19 protein-coding genes are annotated in these 19,368 nt (G+C 62.8%); 5 read left to right on the top strand and 14 right to left on the bottom strand.

The genetic code is table 11. The features are described from left to right. Nucleotides 1–19: 19 nt before the first annotated feature. From CRO06_RS05655 to topA, 10 genes are all read right to left on the bottom strand, one after another. Nucleotides 20–1,024 carry a DUF72 domain-containing protein gene (locus tag CRO06_RS05655; protein ID WP_097057968.1) on the bottom strand — a complete coding sequence of 335 codons (1,005 nt, stop codon included), beginning with the start codon at nucleotides 1,022–1,024 and terminating at the stop codon, nucleotides 20–22. 276 nt (nucleotides 1,025–1,300) lie between these two features. Beyond that, on the bottom strand, nucleotides 1,301–2,035 hold the full coding sequence (locus CRO06_RS05650) for an S-methyl-5'-thioinosine phosphorylase (protein WP_097057950.1): 735 nt from the start codon (nucleotides 2,033–2,035) through the stop codon (nucleotides 1,301–1,303). Between the two features lie 9 nt (nucleotides 2,036–2,044). Beyond that, nucleotides 2,045–2,608 carry a hypoxanthine-guanine phosphoribosyltransferase gene (locus CRO06_RS05645; RefSeq protein WP_097057949.1) on the bottom strand — a complete coding sequence of 188 codons (564 nt, stop codon included), beginning with the start codon at nucleotides 2,606–2,608 and terminating at the stop codon, nucleotides 2,045–2,047. Continuing rightward, complete coding sequence (locus CRO06_RS05640; protein WP_022994446.1) at nucleotides 2,592–3,752, bottom strand: mechanosensitive ion channel family protein; 1,161 nt, start codon at nucleotides 3,750–3,752, stop codon at nucleotides 2,592–2,594. Before CRO06_RS05640 ends, CRO06_RS05645 begins: the two co-directional genes overlap by 17 nt. After that, on the bottom strand, nucleotides 3,749–4,771 hold the full coding sequence (gene nagZ, locus CRO06_RS05635; protein WP_055100746.1) for a beta-N-acetylhexosaminidase: 1,023 nt from the start codon (nucleotides 4,769–4,771) through the stop codon (nucleotides 3,749–3,751). Before nagZ ends, CRO06_RS05640 begins: the two co-directional genes overlap by 4 nt. Before the next feature lie 4 nt (nucleotides 4,772–4,775). After that, on the bottom strand, nucleotides 4,776–5,246 hold the full coding sequence (locus CRO06_RS05630) for a L,D-transpeptidase (RefSeq protein ID WP_022994444.1): 471 nt from the start codon (nucleotides 5,244–5,246) through the stop codon (nucleotides 4,776–4,778). Nucleotides 5,247–5,476: 230 nt separating this feature from the next. Beyond that, nucleotides 5,477–6,103: a TetR/AcrR family transcriptional regulator gene (locus CRO06_RS05625; RefSeq protein ID WP_022994443.1), complete on the bottom strand. Its 627-nt coding sequence runs from the start codon at nucleotides 6,101–6,103 to the stop codon at nucleotides 5,477–5,479. Nucleotides 6,104–6,175: 72 nt separating this feature from the next. Further along, nucleotides 6,176–7,201 (bottom strand): CNNM domain-containing protein, encoded by a 1,026-nt coding sequence (locus tag CRO06_RS05620; RefSeq protein WP_022994442.1) that lies wholly within the window; start codon nucleotides 7,199–7,201, stop codon nucleotides 6,176–6,178. Nucleotides 7,202–7,213: 12 nt separating this feature from the next. Further along, a complete protein-coding gene (locus tag CRO06_RS05615; protein WP_097057948.1) occupies nucleotides 7,214–7,741 on the bottom strand; it encodes a hypothetical protein in 528 nt (175 codons plus the stop codon). A 100-nt stretch (nucleotides 7,742–7,841) separates the two neighbouring features. After that, nucleotides 7,842–10,568: a type I DNA topoisomerase gene (gene topA / locus CRO06_RS05610; RefSeq protein WP_022994440.1), complete on the bottom strand. Its 2,727-nt coding sequence runs from the start codon at nucleotides 10,566–10,568 to the stop codon at nucleotides 7,842–7,844. Between the two features lie 319 nt (nucleotides 10,569–10,887). On the opposite strand from topA, the gene CRO06_RS05605 reads away from it, so the two are divergent. Further along, nucleotides 10,888–11,346: a universal stress protein gene (locus CRO06_RS05605; protein ID WP_022994439.1), complete on the top strand. Its 459-nt coding sequence runs from the start codon at nucleotides 10,888–10,890 to the stop codon at nucleotides 11,344–11,346. Between the two features lie 72 nt (nucleotides 11,347–11,418). Here the strand turns inward: CRO06_RS05605 and CRO06_RS05600 are convergent, their stop codons facing one another. Beyond that, entirely contained in the window at nucleotides 11,419–12,081 is a 663-nt protein-coding gene (locus tag CRO06_RS05600; protein WP_080530829.1) for a cyclic nucleotide-binding domain-containing protein, read from the bottom strand. Nucleotides 12,082–12,422: 341 nt separating this feature from the next. Here CRO06_RS05600 and lexA point away from each other — a divergent pair, with 341 nt between their 5' ends. From lexA to CRO06_RS05585, 3 genes are all read left to right on the top strand, one after another. Continuing rightward, nucleotides 12,423–13,037 (top strand): transcriptional repressor LexA, encoded by a 615-nt coding sequence (gene lexA, locus CRO06_RS05595; protein WP_022994437.1) that lies wholly within the window; start codon nucleotides 12,423–12,425, stop codon nucleotides 13,035–13,037. Nucleotides 13,038–13,673: 636 nt separating this feature from the next. Next, complete coding sequence (locus tag CRO06_RS05590; protein WP_022994436.1) at nucleotides 13,674–14,072, top strand: DUF1499 domain-containing protein; 399 nt, start codon at nucleotides 13,674–13,676, stop codon at nucleotides 14,070–14,072. Beyond that, nucleotides 14,069–14,899: a TatD family hydrolase gene (locus CRO06_RS05585; protein ID WP_022994435.1), complete on the top strand. Its 831-nt coding sequence runs from the start codon at nucleotides 14,069–14,071 to the stop codon at nucleotides 14,897–14,899. The genes CRO06_RS05590 and CRO06_RS05585 overlap by 4 nt, the downstream gene beginning before the upstream one ends. A gap of 185 nt (nucleotides 14,900–15,084) precedes the next feature. Here the strand turns inward: CRO06_RS05585 and CRO06_RS05580 are convergent, their stop codons facing one another. Continuing rightward, the gene (locus tag CRO06_RS05580; RefSeq protein WP_022994434.1) at nucleotides 15,085–15,321 is read right to left on the bottom strand and encodes a glutaredoxin family protein; all 237 of its coding nucleotides are present in this window, start codon (nucleotides 15,319–15,321) and stop codon (nucleotides 15,085–15,087) included. Next, nucleotides 15,318–17,429 carry a bifunctional 23S rRNA (guanine(2069)-N(7))-methyltransferase RlmK/23S rRNA (guanine(2445)-N(2))-methyltransferase RlmL gene (rlmKL, locus tag CRO06_RS05575; RefSeq protein ID WP_097057947.1) on the bottom strand — a complete coding sequence of 704 codons (2,112 nt, stop codon included), beginning with the start codon at nucleotides 17,427–17,429 and terminating at the stop codon, nucleotides 15,318–15,320. Before rlmKL ends, CRO06_RS05580 begins: the two co-directional genes overlap by 4 nt. 419 nt (nucleotides 17,430–17,848) lie before the next feature. On the opposite strand from rlmKL, the gene rmf reads away from it, so the two are divergent. Then, nucleotides 17,849–18,055 (top strand): ribosome modulation factor, encoded by a 207-nt coding sequence (rmf, locus tag CRO06_RS05570; RefSeq protein WP_022994432.1) that lies wholly within the window; start codon nucleotides 17,849–17,851, stop codon nucleotides 18,053–18,055. Between the two features lie 136 nt (nucleotides 18,056–18,191). Here rmf and CRO06_RS05565 read toward each other — a convergent pair whose 3' ends face one another. Continuing rightward, nucleotides 18,192–19,199 (bottom strand): quinone-dependent dihydroorotate dehydrogenase, encoded by a 1,008-nt coding sequence (locus tag CRO06_RS05565; RefSeq protein ID WP_097057946.1) that lies wholly within the window; start codon nucleotides 19,197–19,199, stop codon nucleotides 18,192–18,194. Between the last annotated feature and the right edge of the window lie 169 nt (nucleotides 19,200–19,368).

The following is a 19,368-nucleotide window of genomic DNA, read 5'->3' as shown; positions in this document are numbered from 1 at the left end:
CATAGCTCTCGGCGCCGGATCAGGCGGGGCCGACCCGGGCCCGCACCGCCTCGGCCAGCGCCGCCACGGATAATGGCGAACAGCCTTCCGCTTTATTACTGAGCGTCACATAAGCCGGTTGCCCCGCGCCCACGGTACCGGCGATCACCTGTGCCAGGGCCTCGCGGGTTTCCGGGTCCGGATCCACCAGTTTGTCGAACGGCGAATACTGGTCCCGTGCCCTTTCATAGCCGTAAGCGCCGTGCTTCAGATTGAGGTTCCAGCGACATACCAGTGGGCCGGGCCAGAGCGCGCGCAGAATTGGCAGTTGCTCGGCAATCGGCGGCATCTTGCCATGGAGACCGAGGCAGTAGGTGGCGCCGGTATCCTTAAGGGCGTCCACGAAGGCCGGGGTCAGCCATTGCCGGTCGCGCACCTCCACCGCCACCACCGCCTCCGGGTAACGGGCCTTGAGCGCCATGGTGCTTCGCAACAGCGCATGCAGCCCTTCGGTCAGCCGTTCCATTTCAGTGAGCCAGTGGGAGGGTAACGGGCTGATCTGAAACACCAACGCCCCCAGCTTCGGCCCCAGGCCGGCTCCGGCCGGTTCGACCAACTCGGCCCGGGCGGCCGCCGCATCCAGAAAGTCAGGGTTGATCCTCTCTCCCTTGCCCCCGCTGCCTCGCAGCAGAGGATCGGTGACCCGGCTCGGCGCCTTGACCACGAAACGAAAATCATCGGGGACCCGCGCCGCGTGATCGGCGTATTGCTCCACGCTCAACGGCCGATAAAAGCCGCGATCCAGACCAACGGCACGAAACAGGGGATGTCTGGCATAAGCGCTCAGTCCCCGGCGGGACAACTGCTCTTCGCTGTAGAGTTTGTCCCAAACCAGCCCGGCCCAGCCCGGATAGTGCCAGGACGAGGTACCCATTCTGAGCGTCTCCGGCAAAGCCGCCGCCAGCGGGATCAGCGACGCTTCCGGTGTGGCCGCCCGTACTTCCGAAGGAATCGCACTGTCATCGGCAAACAGAGAACTTTGCATGATGCTCCCCTTTTTGCGGAAACGTTTCCTCACGCCGGTGATGAACTCCCGGGCAGCCGGCATACTGTTCACCGATCGACTTCAGTCCCTCGAAATTGCTCTGGTTCCAGTAACGCATGTTAGAAACTCGGACATCACGATCCGTGGACCTACTGTGGGAGCTTGCCTGCAAGTGAATGGGATAGGCTCAGGTGTTTGCGATATTCGCTTGCAGGCAAGCTCCCACAGCGGCTTCGTAGCAGCCAAGGATGATGCTGGCAGGACGGCGGCCGCTCCCTACCAATGCCCCGCCAGATCCGCCAGCACCCGGCATACACCGGCCATGCCGTCGTGGATCACCGCTTCGATCTCGGCCATGGTGATCTCCCGGTCGGATTTGCCGGCACCGGGGTTCACCACCAGAGACAGCATGGCATAGGGAATATCCAGTTCCCGGGCCAGAACCGCTTCCGGCATGCCGGTCATGCCCACCACGTCACAGCCGTCGCGCTCCATGCGCAAAATCTCCGCCGCGGTTTCCAACCTCGGCCCCTGAGTGGCGCCATAGCAACCGCCGTCCGCCCAGGCCAGGCCGCTGACGGTGAGCCGCTCCTTGAGCGCGGCGCGCAAGGCGGCGTCGAACGGCCAACTGAAATCCACGTGCACCAGCGGCTCGTCCTTATCGTCGAACAACGTCATGTCACGGCCGTAGGTGTAGTCGATGATCTGGTCCGCCAGCACCAGGGCGCCGGTGGGCGCTTTGTCGGTGATCCCGCCCACCGCGTTGACGGCGACGATGGCGCTGGCGCCCGCTTCCTTCAGCGCCACCATATTGGCCCGGTAGTTGACCTGATGAGGCAGCAACACATGGGGATCGCCATGACGGGCCAGGAACAGCACCTCGCGACCGTTGAGTTGTCCTTCCACCACCGGCGCCGACGGCTCACCGAAACGGGTGGTCAGGGTCTGGCTGCCGGTAATGCGCAGGTTGTCCATGCGCGTCAGACCGGTACCGCCAATGAATGCCAGCATCTCGCTTCCCTATTCTTCCACGGCGAAAATGCCGGGGGCGTTGCGCCAATAGCCCTTGTAGTCCATGCCCATGCCGAACAGGTAAAAATCCTCGGCCTCCAGCGCGGTGTAATCAGCCTTCAGACCCGGCCGCGCCTTGCGGTCGTGCACCTTGTCCACCAGCACGCAGGTTTTCACGCTGGTGGCCCCCTGGGCGTGGCAGGCATCGACGATCGCCAACAAGGTGGAGCCGACATCGAGAATATCGTCGAGGATGATCACGTCTCGCCCGGACAGGCTGGCACCCGGAGTGACGATCCACTCCACCTCCCCGCCCCGGGTGTCACCCAGATAGCGGGAAGCGTGCAGATAGTCCATTTCCAGCGGAAAATCCAGGCGCGTGAGTAAATGCCCGGCGAAGATCATGCCGCCGTTCATGATGGTGACAAACAGCGGGAAGCGCTCGCTGTAGTCCTCGGTGAGCTGAATCGCCAGTTTGCCGATGGCCGCTTCCACCTGATCCTGGGAGTAGAGCTGGCGCGCGTCGCGGCGCACCTGCATCAATTCCTGTTTTACCTCATCCGCGATGGGCATGTTGTGCCTCCTCGGCCGCTGGCGCCGGCGGGGTGTCCTGTTGATCGTCATCGCTGACCATGTGCAGAGTACGGGTGGGGAAAGCGAACTCGGCGCCATGCTGCTCGACAATCTCCATGATCTTCATCAGCACGTCCTGCTTGATCTCATGGAAACGCACCCAGTTGGTGGTCTTGGTGAAGGTGTAGATAAAGAACTCGATGTGCGATGCCCCATAGGTATCGAAATTAACGATCAGGGTGCGGGCGTCGGTTTCGATGTCATCGTGATCAATGAGCATTTGCCGGACGTCGGCGACAATGGCCGGCATTTTGCGCCAGTCGTTATAGCGAATACCGATTTTTTCATTGATCCGCCGGTTGAACATGCGTGATGGATTCTCCAGCACGATGGTGGTGAACAACGAGTTGGGAATGTACAGCGGCCGCTGATCGAAGGTGCGGATGCGGGTCAGCCGCCAGCCGATGTGTTCCACCGTCCCTTCGATGGTGCGGTCCGGCGAGCGAACCCACTCCCCCACTTTGAAGGGCTTGTCCATGTAAATCATCATGCCGCCGAAGAAGTTGGCGAGCAGGTCCTTGGCGGCGAAGGCCACCGCCATGCCGCCGATACCACCGAAGGCGAGCACCCCGGATACGCTGTAGCCCAGCGCCTGCAGGATGATCAGCAAGGAGGTGATGATCACCGACACTCGCAGCAACTTGGACACCGCCGCCGCGGTGGTGGTGTCCATGGGTTTCTTCATCCGCCCGGGATCGGTCAGATTGTGCTCGACGCCGGTGATCAGGCGGTTGGCGAACATGGCGATGATGGCGATGAACGCCACCCGGCGGACCATGCCCACATGCTCGAACAAGGCGCTTTCGGAAACGTCGTAGAGCATCTCCGCCGCCACCGACAAACCGATCACCCAGGTCACCAGCCGCAACGGCAGGCGCAGGGCCTCAATCAGCACGTCATCCCATTTGCTGGCGGTTTTGTTACCCAGCACGGTGAGGATGTCCAGCACCCGCATCATCACGAAATTCAGCGATACGGTACAAAATACCACCACGAACACCTGCGTCAGCCAGATGATCGTCTGCGTTTCCGGGCCGGGCCACTGGAGCAACAGTTTCCAGTTCAGCAGGGCCTCCCAATTCATGCGCTTTCTCCCGACAATTGTTCGGCAAGGTCACAGGCCCGCTGGCGGCGGACCGGATTCATCGGTCGGCGCGGGCGCGCCCGCAGGGCGCTGGCCGGTACCACTTTCGGCAGTGATTGCTGTTCCAGCCAGGACAGCACCGCCAGGGCACCGGCTCGATCGTTGCACACCAGCACCATGTCGCAGCCGGCGTTCAGCGCCGCCTCCGCCCGCTGCGTGTAATCGCCGGCGGCGGCGGCGCCGGCCATGGTCAGATCATCAGAGAAGATCACGCCGCGGAAGCCCAGTTCCTCGCGCAGCACCTTCTGCAACCAATAGGGGGAAAATCCGGCGGGCTGGGCATCCATGGCCGGATAGCGCACATGGGCCGGCATGATGCCGTCCAGGCGCGGCGCCAGCGCCCGGAACGGGGCCAGATCGGCGGCCATCTCGGACAGCGAGCGCGGGTCCTCGGGTAATTCCAGGTGGGAGTCCGCCTGGACGTGACCGTGGCCGGGGAAGTGCTTGCCGGTGGCGCTCATGCCGGCCCGCTGCATACCATCCAGAAAGGCATCCGCCAGGGTGATCAGCACGTCGACGTTGTCGCTGAAGCTACGATTTCCGATCACCGTGCTGCGGCCATAATCCAGATCCAGCACCGGCGCGAAGCTGATGTCGATGTCCACGGCGCGGACTTCGTCCGCCATCAGCTCGCCGAGCAGCTCCGCTGCCTCACGACCGGCCCCGGGGTCCTGTTGATAACGCCGTCCCAGCGTGCCCATGGCCGGCAACCGGGTAAACCCCTCGCGCAGGCGTTGCACCCGCCCGCCTTCCTGGTCCACGGCGATCAGCAATTCCGGCCGCAGCGCCCGCATGGACGCCACCAGATCACGTACTTGTAGCGGGTCCTGATAATTGCGGCTGAACAAAATCACCCCGCCAACGGCGGGATGAACGAGTAAATCGCGCTCCTCACTGGTGAGCGCGACGCCTTCCAGATCCAGCATCAGCAGAGGCTGGGTGTTATTGGCCTGATTCATGTGATTACTCGGTGATGGAGACCGCGCACCCCAAGGGCACGCGGTCGAACAAATCGATGACGTCGGCGTTACGCATGCGGATACAACCGTGGGAGGCGGGCTGCCCCATGGGCTCGTGGTCCGGCGTGCCGTGAATATAAATAAAGCGCCGGAAACTATCCACGTCGCCGCCCTGGTTTTTACCTGCTTCCAGACCACCGAGCCAGAGGATGCGGCTGAGAATCCAGTCCCGTTCCGGTTCCGCCGCGGCCCGTTCCGGTGTCAGGATCTCGCCGCTGAAGCGGCGTCCGCGAAACACCGCGCCCACGGGAAGCCCCTCGCCGATACGGGCACGCACCAGATGTTCCCCACGGGGCGTGCCGTTACTGCCGCTGCGCTCATCGGCACCGACCGCCGCGGTGGAAACCGGATAACGACGCTGGCCGGCGCCATCGAGGGTCAGGGTCTGATCGGCAAGGGAAATAGTGATGTGCATAGGACCAAGGGAAAGTTGACAGTTGATAGTGGACAGTTGACAGCGAAAGACGAAAAACAAAAACCAGTGATCTTCAGCCGCTGTGGGAGCTTGCTTGCAAGCGAATGAGGTTCGCTCGGACGTTTAGCGATATTCGCTTGCAAGCAAGCTCCCACAGCGGCTAGAGATCAGACTGTTTTGATTTTCGGTTTTAACTGTCAACTATCAACTGTCAACTATCAACTGTCTTTTCAGTTGCCTTTTATCCCGCCAACCACGAAGGGCAGCAGGTGCTGGGCGATGTCGCTCGCGGACACCGAGCGGTTGAAGTCCTTCTTGCTGATCGTCTGCAGGGATTCCATGCCGGAGAGCGTGAAGATCACCGCGCCAAGGCTGAAGTGCACGCGCCAGAACAGCTCCACCGGCGGCACATCCGGCGCGGTGCGGCGCAGCAAGGTGGTGAACTGGTTGAAGACATCGCCGTAGTGCTTGCGCAGATAGGCGCGCAGATGATCCTGGGGCTGGCTGTAGGCCTGGCCGGCGAGGCGAAAGAAGACCATGGCACGGCGCGGCTCCTCGGTGCCGGAGCCCAATGCCAGCCGCGATGCCACGGTCAGCAGCCGTTCCAGACTGAGCGGGCCGTCGTCCAGCTCCAGTTCCCGCAGTTTCACCGACAATGCCTGGCAGAACGGCGTCAGATAGCGCTCGAACACCGCCTGGATCAGCGCTTCCTTCGAGCCGAAATGGTAGTTCACCGCCGCCAGATTGACACCGGCCTTGCCGGTAATGGCACGCAGGCTGGTTTCCGCGAAGCCCTTCTGGGCAAACAGCACTTCCGCCGTATCGAGGATGCGGCGAACGGTATCGGATTGGGACATGGGGAACCTGCCAGGCTGGGAGCAAACGTTTGAAACATACGTTTGGCGGCGATCACCGTCAAGCAGACGCCGTTATTCCGGGGCCCCCTTGCGTTTGAGTTTGCGGCTCCAGCGCTGGCGGGCATAGTGGCGCAGATTGGCTACATTATCGGTTTCATCCATGATTTCCTGGCCGAGGATGGTTTCAATGATGTCTTCCATGGTGACCAAGCCCACCCAGGTCCCGAGGTCGTCGTAGACCAGGCCCAGGTGTTGCCGGTCACGCAGCATCTCACCAAACACCACCTCGATATTGGTGTCGGTGCGGAACAAGGCCATGGCACGGGCCAGCTCACCCACGGTGCGCTCATCCTCCACTTCCAGCAGATCGCTTTTGTGCACATAGCCGAGTGCTTCATCCTTGTCATTCAGCACCGGATAGCGGGAAAAAGGCGTGGACACCAGGTGATGGCGCACTTCCGCCACGGTCTGTTCCGGGCGCAGCGATTCCACCACCGTGCGCGGGGTCATCACCTTGTCGACCCTGATTTCATGGAGACTGAGAATATTGGCGATGACCCGGCGCTCGCCCTCATCCAGCGCCTGCTGCTCGTGGCCGATGGACGCCATTGCCTTCAACTCCGCCCGGATGTCGGTATCCGGCTCGCCATCACCGATCTGCCGGGTGATCATTTTCGATAACCACACGAACGGCTTGAGCACCCAGATCATGACATTGAGCACTGGCGGCAGTAGCGGCGCCAGGGCGCGCCAGAATTTGGCGCCGATGGTCTTCGGAATAATCTCGGAGACGATCAGGATGGCCAGGGTCATGACCGCCGAGGCCACGCCCAGCCAGGTTTCCCCGAACAGCACCGCCACCTGGGCGCCGACCCCGGTGGCGCCGGCGGTATGAGCGATGGTATTGAGGGTGAGAATGGCCGCCAGCGGGTCGTCGATATCCTCCTTGAGGTGCCGCAGGCGTTCAAACAGCTTGGGTTTGTCGTCCTTGAGACCGGCGATGTAGCTGGGCGTGATGGACAGCAGGGCGGCTTCCAGAATCGAGCAGAGGAACGAAAACCCCAAAGCGACGGCGGCGAAGATGATCAGTAACAGCATGACGTTCCCCGCTTACCATTCGTCCATATAAGTACCGAACAAACCGAGCAGTTCCTCCACCCGATTGGCCGCCTCTTGCAAACGCTCCAGATCACCATCGGCCAAGGGCGCATAGGGATCCTCGGCGCGCAGAGCCAGGGCGTTGGTATCACCGGGAGGCGTGGCCCGGCGCGCCAGACCGGCGGCGCCCACCGCCGCGCGCAGCTCCAGATCCAGCCAGCATACCGGATCGGAGCGATCCTGCCGCGCCTGGATCAGCAGTTGCATTTCCGGGGCGTGGACGTCGCTATCGGCGAAGGCTCGCTCCAGGGCAGCGAGGCTGATCAGGTCCTCATAACCGGGCACTTGGTAGGACTTGGCGGACTGCCGCGCCATACCCACCAGCACCGAATAGAGATGAAACACCACCGCGCCACGCAGCGCCAGACGGTGCCCCATCGGACTCCCGGCCTCGGCCCGCAGTGTCTTGAGCAGGTCGCGGGCAAAAAACAACCGCTCACGCAGACCGCTGATTTCGTTTTCCCGCACCATTCGGGACATGGTTATCTCCGGCTATTCGCTGCTAAAGCCAGCTTCCCACAAAGAGAACGACGAAGCCGCTGTGGGAAGCCAGCTTGCTGGCGAAGAGGGCCGCGCTGTTTCATGATCTGCGAGCGGCGGCCTTCTTTCTGGCGGCGGTTTTCTTCTTCGCCGCCGCCTTTTTCTTCGGTGCGGCTTTCTTTTCTTCCACTTCCCACTTGCCGTCCCGGTAGAAGGCGTACCAGCCGGTGGGCTTACCCTCTTCCTCGGTCATCACATACTGCTCCTTGGCCTTGCGGCTGTAGCGCAGTATCGCCTTGCGGCCCTCGGAATCCTCGCCGGGGGCTTGCGCGAGGTAACGGTGTTTGGGATCCAGTTGCTCCGCCACGGACTGGATCTCCTCCACCAGCGGCGCCCGCGTTTCCCGGTTCTTGGGGAACTTGCTGGCGGCCAGGAACAGGCCGGAAGCACCGTCACGCAGCAGGTAATGATCATCCACTTTTTCGCACTTGAGATGCGGCATGGGGATCGGATCGGCGCGGGGCGGCGCCGGCTCGCCGTTCTTCAGCAGCTTGCGGGTGTTGCCGCAGTCATCGTTGGTGCACTTGAAGAACTTGCCGAAACGGCCGGTGCGCAGCTGCATCTCGCTACCGCACTTTTCACACTCCAGGGTCGGGCCATCGTAGCCCTTGATTCGGAACTCGCCCTGCTCCACCACGTAGCCGTCGCAATCCGGGTTGTTACCACAGACATGCAACTTGCGTTTCTCGTCGATGAGGAAGGATTCCATCGCCGTGCCGCATTTCGGGCAACGCTTCTTGCGGCGCAGCTCCTGGGTTTCCGCCTCATCATCGTCGGCCCGCACCGCCTCCTCGCCAGGAAGCAGATTGAGCGTGGCGGTACAGCGCTCCTTGGGCGGCAGGCTATAACCGGAGCAGCCCAGGAAGACACCGGTGGAGCCGGTACGGATCTGCATCGGACGGCCACAGGTGGGACAGGCGATGTCGGTGTCCGTGGGCAGATTGGCGCGCATGCCGCCCTTGGCCTGCTTGCCACTGCCCTCGCCTTGGGCGGCTTCCAGCTTGGCCTGAAAATCCTGGTAGAAATCGTTGAGCACATCGCGCCAGTGGCGTTTGCCCTCGGCGATTTCGTCGAGGGTTTCCTCCATCCGCGCGGTGAAGTTGTAATCCATCAGATTGGGGAAGCTTTCCACCAGGCGATCGGTGACGATGTCACCCATCTTCTCCGCGTAAAAGCGGCGGTTTTCCTGCCGCACATAACCGCGATCCTGAATCGTGGAAATGATCGAGGCGTAGGTGGACGGCCGGCCAATACCGCGCTTTTCCAATTCCTTGACCAGACTGGCCTCGGTGTAACGGGCCGGCGGCTTGGTGAAATGCTGGGTGGCATCCACCTCATCGATGACCAGCACGTCGCCCTGCTTGAGATCCGGCAGGACCGTGTCTTCCTGCCCCTTGCGCGCCGCCGGCGGCAGGATCCGGGTCCAGCCGTCGAACTTCATGATGCGACCCTTGGCCTTGAGTTCATAGCCGTCCGCCTCGGCGGTCAGCGTGGTGCTCAGGTATTCCGCCGGCGGCATCTGGCAGGCGATGAACTGGCGGCGGATCAGCTCGTAAAGGCGCTGGGCGTCGCGCTCCATGTCCTTGAGCGACTCGGAGGTGCGATTGACGTCGGAAGGCCGGATCGCCTCGTGGGCCTCCTGGGCGCCTTCCTTGCTGGAATAGGACAGCGGTTTCGCCGGCAGATATTTCTCGCCCAGCTTGTCATCGATCCAGGCCCGGCACGCCGTCACCGCGTCCGCGCTGAGGTTGGTGGAATCGGTACGCATGTAGGTGATATGGCCGGCCTCGTAGAGGCGCTGGGCCATCATCATGGTTTTCTTTACCCCGAAGCCCAGACGGGTACTCGCCGCCTGCTGCAGAGTGGAGGTAATGAACGGCGCCGAGGGTTTGGACCGGGTCGGCCGCTCCTCGCGCTGGGAGATGGTCAGCTGGCCGGCGCGGCGCAGTGCCTCGCGGTGGCGCTCCGCGTCCTCTCCGTTGTTCGGCCGGAAGTTTTCACCCTGGTAACGGGCCACCTGCAGACGCAGCTGGTCCGCTTGCTGCTTGCTGTCGTGGGTGTCGGCGTGCAGCTCCCAGAACTCCTCCGGGGTGAAGGCGCGGATTTCCCGCTCGCGCTCCACCACCAGCTCCACCGCCACCGACTGAACCCGGCCGGCGGACAGGCCGCGGGCGATCTTTTCCCACAGCAGCGGTGAGATCATGAACCCCACCACCCGATCGAGGAAACGGCGTGCCTGCTGGGCTTCCACCCGGCTCATATCCAGCTTGCCCGGTTCCTGGAACGCGGCCTGGATCGCCTTCTTGGTGATCTCGTTGAACACCACCCGGTCGAAACGCTCGTCGTCGCCGCCGATCACCTCACGCAGGTGCCAAGCAATGGCCTCCCCTTCGCGGTCCAAGTCAGTGGCGAGATAGATGCGCTCGGCCTTGGCGGCCAGACGCTTGAGTTCATCGATGACCTTTTCCTTGCCGGGCAGGATCTCGTAGTGCGCCTTCCAACCGTGCTCCGGGTCCACCCCCATGCGGTTGATCAGTTGAGACCGCGCTTTCTTCTTTTTATAAGCCTCGCGTTCTTCCTTGGGCAGCGAACGGGTATAGGCCGCCTCCTTGGCCCGTTCCTGGGGCGTGGACTTCTTGCCGCCGCCGCTGACCGGCAGATCGCGCACGTGGCCCACGCTGGACTTGACGATGAAGTCATCGCCCAAATAGCGGTTAATGGTTTTCGCCTTGGCCGGCGACTCCACAATTACCAGGGACTTACCCATTACGTTCGTCACCCACAACTGAATTACCGAGAAGTCGGTCGATCCGGCCTTCGCCTTGGCCGGGGAAGGCCGGATACGATGTCCAGACCCCGTTTCCGGGGTCCTCAGGGGCGCCTATTTAGACAGCGGCGCTAACGTCCGGTCAAGCTTCGGGGTGGCACAATCCCGTTTTGACGCCTCCCCGAGGGCCTGCCCATGGCCTTCGGAGAACCGTGCCGGCCCAGGCGGGATCGGCCGCCGGGCGGGCCTTGATCAGCATCAATCGACCGCTTCCCGGGAGCGGGCTATACTCGGTGAAAAGCGTTCGAGGGAGACCGCCGTGACTGCTCCGTATCAAAGAATTCTTGTCGCCATCGATTGCAGTGACGAGTCCGCCGACATCCTCTGCCGTGCCGCCGGGGTGCTGGAAGGTAATGCCACCGGCGAGTTGCATCTGATTCATGTGATCGAGCCGCTGGCGCTGGCCTATGGCGCGGATGTGCCCATGGACGTCACCGACCTGCAAAGCGGGCTGGTCAAGCAGGCCCGCGAAACCGCCCTGGAATACGCTCGCCAGTATCAGATCGGCGAGGATCGCATCCACGTTGAGCTGGGTTCCATCGAAAAGACCATCGTCGACAAGGCCGATGCGCTGGGCGTGGATCTGATCGTGGTGGGCAGCCACACCCGCAGCGGCCTGGCTCTGCTGCTGGGCTCCACCGCCCGCGGCCTGGTGCCCGGAGCCCATTGCGACGTGCTGGCGGTGAAAGTCCAGCGCAAGGACAAGAAAGCGGACTGACGGCACCGGCCCAGCCCAACCAATCCGCGCCTTGTGCAGATCGCCCGGCCAGCAGCCGGCCGGGGTGAGCCGTCACGTCATCGCCGGCCCGGCACGGGGGTGATCGTTCCAGCGGCATAACAGCGCCGCCAGCGCCCGCGCCTGTTCACGCAGTGCCGCCAGTTCCTGCGCGGTTCCCTTCTCGCCCTGATAAACCGGGATCTTGCGCAGAGCCGCCTCCAGTTCCGCGTCCGGCGCCGCCAGGCGCTGCACCTCCACCGCCCAGCGAATCTGATGCACCAGCATGTGAAACAGCGCCAGGCGGGTTGCAAGACTGAATAACGCCACCCGCGGCTCATCGAAATCGGCGAACGACAAGCGCGCCAGCACCGCTGGTTTCGCCTGGTCTTCCTCCGCCACTTTTTCCGCCACCTTCAAGGTGGCGCTGCGCGGCGTCGCCAGCAGCAGGGACAAAGCGCCAAACACCTCCCCCGGCGACACCCGGTACACCACGGGTGGCGGCGTGCCCTCGCCAAGCACCCACAGCTCTCCACGCAGCAAAAAATAAAGCCCGCTGGCCTCGGCCCCGGCCCGAATCACCACCTCGCCCGGCGCGGCTTCAAGAATCCGGGTCCCGGCCAGCAGCAAGGCTCGCTGGTCGGCATCGTCGCGGGATACTTCATTGAAAAACGGCACGCCGGAAAGTAATGACTCCACCCGCGCCTGCTGAGAACGTTGCCACTCGGCCTGCTTCATTTCCCCCCCAATCCACGGCAGCCTTACCATTCGCTGAAAGGCTGCTGCAGGAGCTTGCCCTGCAAGCCAATTCCCGGAATGCGGCGCTATTCGCTTGCACGGCAAGCTCCTGCAGCGGCTCCGTAGCCCCTCCGCGGGAAGCTGTCTTGGCAGCGGATACAACGCCACGACGCCGCCTTCCCCCCCGGGAAGCGCCGAGCGCATAGCCTAGCCGGGATGGCCGCGCAAGGCGAGCGAAGAGCACCTTGCAACAACATTGGAATGACAAAAACACTGGACATATTGTACTGTTCGTATTATCAGTATGCCATTCCCGTTGTGGCGACCCACAGGAGACCGACATGAGCAGCAAACTGACCCTCCGCCAGCAGCAGGTGCTGGATTGCATCCGTGATTCACAGGCGGACACCGGCATGGCCCCCACCCGGGCGGAAATCGCCGAAAGAATGGGGTTCCAGTCCAAGAACGCCGCCTCCGATCACCTGCGGGCACTGGAGCGTAAAGGCTATATCCGCCTGCACAGCGACCGCTCCCGCGGCATTCAGCTCCTGGAGTCGGCCCTCGGCGACGAGGATGAATTACCGGTGGTGGGCAAGGTGGCCGCCGGCACCCCGATCGAGGCGGTGGAAAACGTGCAGCGCACGGTACCGGTGCCACGTGGATTGTTTCGCCAGCGGCCCACCTATCTGCTCCAGGTGCAGGGCGACAGCATGATCGACGCCGGCATCTTCGACGGCGATCTGATCGCCGTGCGCAAGAGTGAAACGGCCCGTTCCGGTGAAATCGTGGTGGCCCGCATCGGCGAGGAAGTGACGGTGAAAACGTTGCGGCTGAACAAATCCGATGCCACCTTGCTGCCGGCCAACGAAGACTACGAACCGATTCAGGTGCCCGCGGATCAGTTGATCATCGAAGGTGTGTTCGTCGGCCTGATCCGCGATCCGAACGCGCATTAAGAGCCATTCGCCGCTCCCGAAGAGACAAAATGCGTTAGTGCCGGTTAGACTACGCACGCATTTGCGTTTTCTCCATGGCGCCCGTGGTCCTGTTGTCGCCACATTGTTGGCCAGGGAATGAAAGGCCACGACCTTCCGTAGACGCCATGGAGACACCCTGAGACGTACCCTGAGACAGAGTTTCCATGAACAGGACGGTCAGGACCAAGGAAAGAGCCTGTTCATGATCTTTACGCCGCCGCGTTGCTGTTGGAAAAGCCGCCAGACGACGTCGCGGACTGCAGGCTTTGGTGGGCCAAAGGCAAAGGCCGGGGCGTCGTCTGGCGGCTTTTCCAGCGCAACCCGAAGGGCCGGGCCCCTTTTGCCGCCAGGCCGTAATTACGCTTGTTTATGTAGATTGACTACACCGCACAACCGGAATCACGACCTGACGACAAAATGGACTCCGGCGCGGCGGTGTAAAGATCATGAACAGGCTCTAAGAAGCACAGTGATAACGGCGACATCAGTCGACGTGCCAGGGAGGGTCGGGCATCCCAGCGGATGCCAAGCGCCGGGGGCGCATCACGGGTTCTCTCACGGCATGCCCGCCGTGTTCTCTGTGCCTGTGGTTTGTTATTGCTGAGTAGCTTTGCCATGAACGACACCCGTTTGCTAGCACCCTGCCCGTCCTCACCCAATTGCGTGTCCAGCCTGGCCACGGATGAACGGCACCGGGTGGCGCCTCTTCCCGGCTACGCCGACCGTGCCGGCAGTCTGAAACTGCTGCGCGAAGTGCTGGCCACCCTGCCCCGTGTCAGTTTCGAACAGGTAGGGCCGGCACGCTTGCAGGCACGCTTCACCAGCCGCGTGCTTCGCTTTGTTGATGACGTCACTTTCTATGTGCACGAGAATGGCGGTATTGAAGTGCGCTCCGCCTCGCGGGTCGGATACTACGATTTCGGCGCCAACCGGCGCCGGGTGGAGGATCTGCGTGAGCGGCTTGAGGAACGGCTGGGCGGCCTGACACCGGTTCAGGGGCAAGGCGCCGGATGAGTATGCCTGACCCCAGTGCGTGTGAATGGGCGGATATCGGTGTCAACCTCACCGACCGCCAGTTCGCCGACGACCGTGAAGCGGTACTGCAACGGGCCCGGCGGGCTGGCGTCAGCCGCCTGCTGCTGACCGGCACCAACGTCGAGGAATCCCGGCAAGCACTGGCGCTGTGCCAACGCTACCCCGATCAGGGCCTGCTCTGTACCGCCGGCCTGCATCCGCATAGTGCCCGCTTCTGTAACGACGGGATTCTGTCGGAATTACGGGAACTGCTGGGGCAACCGGCGGTGGCGGCGGCTGGTGAGATGGGGCTGGATTTTAATCGGGATTTCTCCCCGCGCCCGGATCAGGAAAAAGCGTTCGAAGCGCAACTGGCGCTGGCCGCCGGGTTGAACAAACCGGTGTTTTTGCATCAGCGGGACGCCCATGATCGCTTCCTGCCCATGCTCAAGGCCTGGCGGGACCGGTTACCCTCTGTGGTGGTGCACTGTTTCACTGATCAGCGCCGCCCCCTGTTCGACTACCTGGACCTGGATTGCTTCATCGGCATCACCGGCTGGATCTGCGACGAACGACGCGGCCGCGAGCTGGCCGAACTGGTACCGCATATTCCCGGCAACCGGCTGCTGCTGGAAACCGACGCCCCTTACCTGCTGCCAAGGGATTTACCGGAACCTCCGGCAAAGAAACGCCGCAATGAACCCTGCCTGCTCCCCTGGATCGGCGAACGGGTGGCGGCCCTGCGAGGCGAAACGACGCAAGCCCTGGCCCAGCAAACCCTGGCCAATACTCTGGCGTTTTTGCAGCGGGATTGGCCGGCGGCCTAGTAGCCGCCGTGGGGGCTTAAATCAAAATCCAATTCGCTTGCGGGCAAGCTCCTACGGCGGCTTCGTGGCACAAATTGTGGGAGCCAGCCTGCTGGCGAATCCTTTGCCGGGAGCCCGATTCGCTTGCAAGGCAAGCTCCTGCAGCGGCCTTGTAGCACTCTCCGAATTCATCTCTCCAAGTCCCCTCAGGCCAGCCGTTCCCCCATCAGAAACGCGCGCACGTCCAGCAGTCCGAATGGCCAGGCCAATTCCTGCTCACCCCGACGCAAGACCGGAATACGCTCACCGTACCGGGCGATCAGATCGTCGTCCTCGGCGATGTCGACGGCCTCGATAGCCAGCAGCGGGTCCACGGTCAAGAGCATATCCCGGGCCCGCTCGCACAAATGGCATCCCAAGGTGGTGTAAAGCGTGACGGTCATGGTGTCTCCCCGTGACGGATGGCGAAGCAATGGTGCAGTCCGTGGCGGCGAAAGTCCTCCGGGGTGCTCCATTGGGTAAGGTCTTCCACCTGGTACCAGCGGCGAATACTTTCATCCAGTTCGAAACGGCGGAAGTTGCAGGAGAAGTACAGGACACCGCCGGGCTCGAGCCGTTTGAGAATACGGCGGATCAATTCACCGTGATGCTCCTGGACCACGAAATCCTGGCGGCTTTTGTTATTTGAGAATGTGGGCGGATCACAGAACACCACATCGAACTGTTCGCGGCAGGTTTCCAGCCAGCTCATTACATCCGCCCGCTCGAGCGGGTGAGCGTCACTGGAAAAACCATTCAAGGCCAGGTTGCAGGCGGCCCAGTCCAGATAACGGCGCGAGGCATCCACCGTCACCACCCGGCGAGCGCCGCCCACCAGAGCGTGAACACTGGCGGCGCCGGTGTAGGCGAACAGATTCAGGACGCGCTTGCCGGCGGACTCCTGCGCCAAGCGCAGCCGCATCGGCCGATGATCCAGGAACAGGCCGGTATCCAGATAGTCATTGAGATTCACCAGAAGATGGGCACGTCCTTCGCGCACCACCTTGTATTGGCCCCGGCTGTCCAGCTTTTGATATTGGCGGTGCCCCTTCTGCCGCTCGCGGGTGCGCAGATGAACCTGCTCCCGGTGTACCGCCAGCGCCGAACGCACCGCGCTCACCGCCCACTGGCGGCGCTCCTTGGCTTTATCCGGGTCGATGGAGGACGGCGCCTTGAACTCCTGCACCAGCGCCTGGTCGCCGTAGATATCCACCGCCACGTTGAACTCCGGCAGATCACGGTCATAGAGTCGGTACGACTGGATATCCTCACGTTCCAGCCAGCGGCGCAGGTGCTTGCCGTTCTTGCGCAGCCGGTTCAGCAGCGGCACCGCCCCTTCCGGCGGCGCGAAGCCGGGCTCCGGTGCCACCCGCAGCGGCGCTTCCGGCACCGGCGGCCGTGGCCGGTAGACGCGGATATAGTTCTTCAGCGGCCCGTTTAGCAAGCGGTGCTGGCTTTGTAGTTCCATGCCGCAACGATCCAGGGTGGTGACATCAGTGCCCAGCAACACCGCGGTCCAGTTGAGCGCCCTTTGCCCCATCAGACGGCCAAGGCCGGCGTGCAGCCAGGCGGAACGCTCGCGCTCCTCCAGACGCTCGCCCCAGGGCGGGTTGGTCACCAGCAGTCCGGTGTCGCCCAGATCCCGCTGGCGCAGGGCACCCAGCTCGCGCCGCTCCAGGTGCAGCAAGCGCCGCACCCCGGCTCGCTCGGCGTTATCCATGGCGTACTGGATGGCCCGGTTATCCACGTCGAAGCCCTTCAGCGGCGGCAACGACGGCACCTTCCGCAAGGTGGCGGCGGCCTCTTCGCGCAGCCCTTCCCACAACGCCCGCCGGCATCCGCGCCAGGCCATGAATCCGTAGTCCTGACGCAAGGCGCCGGGCGCCACGCCGCCGGCCATCCAGGCCGCTTCGATCAGCAGGGTGCCGCTACCGCAAAACGGATCCAGCAACATGGAGGGGCGGTCCTGGCGATGCCAACCGCCGGCTCTCAGTACGCCCGCGGCCAGATTCTCGCGCAGCGGCGCCCGGCCACCGGCCAGACGATAGCCGCGCCGATGCAGCGGCGTGCCGGCCAGATCCAGCCACAGGTGAGCCTGATCCTCGTCCAAACGCCCGCGGACGCAACACGCTCCCAGTTCACTGTCCGAAACACGCAGCGACGGAGGCAGCGCCCGCGCCAGCCGCCGGGTGCTGATACGGTTGTCACCGCGCACGCCCTTGCCGTGCTCCAGATTGAGAAACAAGGGCGCGCCGGCCGCCACCAGGGCTGGCCAGTCCAGCGCCGCCGCCAACGCTTCCGGGGCTTCTTCCGCGCTGATCTCCAGAGTCACCAGCGGCAGCAGCACACGCTCCGCCAGACGCGACCACAGGCACACCCGCAAGCCGTCTTCCTGGCGCCCATCGATGATGACATGGGCGTTACCGGTCTCTGTTACGGATATGCCCAGCTCCACCAGTTCCTCGGCCAGCAGCGGGGCCAGGCCCGGCAGGCAAGTGGTCACGAACTCCATGGGGAATGCCTCATCGGTGTCTGCACGAATTGATGTCTCGAAGCAATTATCAGCTAAATCAAGGAGATAGGCGAACTTTCACGAAACCGTCAAATATGCGGCATCCGTTTAACCACGCCGTCACATATTGCCGTTCGTTATTCGACACGGGCAGCCCCCTTTCCCATACTCGAAGAACGGCTTGCGCGATAATGGACGCGGGCCAAGGCACTACCAATACCTGATCACTCGTGTTCGCCACCGGCATCACGGGCCTTTGAGCCAGGGAGAAAGACCCGGAACAACAATCCGGGGAGACAAAGGGCTCGCCCGCCCCGCCGGAGGAGATTCCGTATGGAATTCAGGGCGGCGCATTGTGACACAGAGAAGATCAGCAGGATATTCCCAGTCACTACGATGAAGGAAAGAGGAAAGTGTCCATGAAAAGACAGAAACGGAGTCGTGAGGAGCGGGCCTACAGCCGCGGATACCAGGCCGGTTACAAAGGAAAATCCAAAGACTTTTGTCCCTTCGACGCTTTGCAGGCCCGCAGCAGCTGGCTGAACGGATGGCGCGAAGGGCGCGTTGATCAATTACATGGCCTGGTGGGTGTCGCCGGCATCCACAACCTCAAGGATCTCCGCTGAAGAAAAGGGGGAAATGAACCGGATATGATGAACCGATAAAGCAACCCGTTCTCCACAGCGCCGGCACTCTTGGTGCCGACCCCATAGGGCCCCACCCGGGCCCTTTTCTTTAGAGCCTGTTCGCGATCTTTACGCCTCAGCCCTTTGGCCAGCCCCGGGCGATCTCGCCGATCAGTTCCGGGCCCCGGTATATCAGTCCGCTGTAGATTTGCACCAGATCGGCACCGAGACGCCGCTTTTCCAGAGCATCCTCGCTGTTCATGATGCCGCCCACGCCGATCAGCGGTACACGGCCGTTCAGAGTGCGGCTGACCACGTCCAGCGCGCGGTGAGCAATCGGTTTCAGCGGGGCACCGCTGAGGCCACCCTGCTCGTCAGCGTGCGGCTCGCCGGCGACACCGGGTCGCTGCAACGTGGTATTGCCGACACAGACCCCATCGATGCCGTGACGGACAAAGGCTTCCGCCATGGACGCCAGTTCCTCATCACTATTGTCCGGGGCGATCTTGACCACCAGCGGCACCTTCCAGCCATTGCGCTGGTCGAGCTTGCTCTGCTCCTCGCGCAAAGTGCTCAACAGCGCGTTCAATGCCTCGCCATGCTGCAGCTCGCGCAGGCCCGGCGTGTTTGGCGAGGACACGTTGACCACCAGATAGCTGGCCAGGGCATGCACCTTGCGCTGGCAGTGCAGGTAGTCTTCCACCGCCTGCTCCATCGGCGTGTCCTTGTTCTTGCCGATATTGATGCCAAGAATACCCTTGTAGCCACTGCCACGGACCGCTTCCACCAGGTAATCGACGCCCTTGTTATTGAACCCCATGCGATTGATCACTGCCCGGGAGCGGGGCAACCGGAATAAACGCGGCCGCGGATTGCCCGGCTGCGGGCGTGGCGTCACCGTTCCCACCTCGAGAAAGCCAAAGCCGAGAGCCGCCAAGCCGCGGATGCAGTCTCCGTTTTTATCCAGCCCCGCCGCCAAGCCCACCGGATTGGGAAAATCCAGCCCCATCACCCGCACCGGCCGGTCCGGTACCCGGCCCGGATAGAGCTTGCCGGCGCCGTGACGCAGCGCCGCCAGCGTCAAATCATGACTGCGTTCGGCGGACAGGGAAAACAACAGGGGACGGGCGAGGGAATACAGCATGGGCGTTCCGGTTCCTTCGTGGGCGACAACGGCCGGGGATTATATCGGGAACCGCGCCGCCCTGCCCGGTTTGCAAAACGCCGGCACGCAGAGCCGCTTCACGAAGCCGCGGCAGGAGCTTGCCCTGCAACCCCAACACCAGAGGCCGCATTCGCCAGCAGGCTGGCTC

Source organism: Alloalcanivorax xenomutans, assembly GCF_900217905.1.
In the GTDB taxonomy this organism is placed as follows: Bacteria; Pseudomonadota; Gammaproteobacteria; order Pseudomonadales; family Alcanivoracaceae; genus Alloalcanivorax; species Alloalcanivorax xenomutans.
This window is presented reverse-complemented; position numbering and strand designations above follow the sequence as displayed.

Coding starts and splice junctions, on each gene's coding strand:
- lexA (WP_022994437.1), top strand. CDS start 12,423: ATGAGCAGCAAACTGACCCTCCGCCAGCAGCAGGTGCTGGATTGCATC.
- CRO06_RS05620 (WP_022994442.1), bottom strand. CDS start 7,201: ATGCTGTTACTGATCATCTTCGCCGCCGTCGCTTTGGGGTTTTCGTTC.
- CRO06_RS05590 (WP_022994436.1), top strand. CDS start 13,674: ATGAACGACACCCGTTTGCTAGCACCCTGCCCGTCCTCACCCAATTGC.
- CRO06_RS05565 (WP_097057946.1), bottom strand. CDS start 19,199: ATGCTGTATTCCCTCGCCCGTCCCCTGTTGTTTTCCCTGTCCGCCGAA.
- CRO06_RS05655 (WP_097057968.1), bottom strand. CDS start 1,024: ATGCAAAGTTCTCTGTTTGCCGATGACAGTGCGATTCCTTCGGAAGTA.
- rlmKL (WP_097057947.1), bottom strand. CDS start 17,429: ATGGAGTTCGTGACCACTTGCCTGCCGGGCCTGGCCCCGCTGCTGGCC.
- nagZ (WP_055100746.1), bottom strand. CDS start 4,771: ATGAATCAGGCCAATAACACCCAGCCTCTGCTGATGCTGGATCTGGAA.
- CRO06_RS05650 (WP_097057950.1), bottom strand. CDS start 2,035: ATGCTGGCATTCATTGGCGGTACCGGTCTGACGCGCATGGACAACCTG.
- CRO06_RS05580 (WP_022994434.1), bottom strand. CDS start 15,321: ATGACCGTCACGCTTTACACCACCTTGGGATGCCATTTGTGCGAGCGG.
- CRO06_RS05630 (WP_022994444.1), bottom strand. CDS start 5,246: ATGCACATCACTATTTCCCTTGCCGATCAGACCCTGACCCTCGATGGC.
- rmf (WP_022994432.1), top strand. CDS start 17,849: ATGAAAAGACAGAAACGGAGTCGTGAGGAGCGGGCCTACAGCCGCGGA.
- CRO06_RS05600 (WP_080530829.1), bottom strand. CDS start 12,081: ATGAAGCAGGCCGAGTGGCAACGTTCTCAGCAGGCGCGGGTGGAGTCA.
- CRO06_RS05615 (WP_097057948.1), bottom strand. CDS start 7,741: ATGTCCCGAATGGTGCGGGAAAACGAAATCAGCGGTCTGCGTGAGCGG.
- CRO06_RS05585 (WP_022994435.1), top strand. CDS start 14,069: ATGAGTATGCCTGACCCCAGTGCGTGTGAATGGGCGGATATCGGTGTC.
- topA (WP_022994440.1), bottom strand. CDS start 10,568: ATGGGTAAGTCCCTGGTAATTGTGGAGTCGCCGGCCAAGGCGAAAACC.
- CRO06_RS05640 (WP_022994446.1), bottom strand. CDS start 3,752: ATGAATTGGGAGGCCCTGCTGAACTGGAAACTGTTGCTCCAGTGGCCC.
- CRO06_RS05645 (WP_097057949.1), bottom strand. CDS start 2,608: ATGCCCATCGCGGATGAGGTAAAACAGGAATTGATGCAGGTGCGCCGC.
- CRO06_RS05625 (WP_022994443.1), bottom strand. CDS start 6,103: ATGTCCCAATCCGATACCGTTCGCCGCATCCTCGATACGGCGGAAGTG.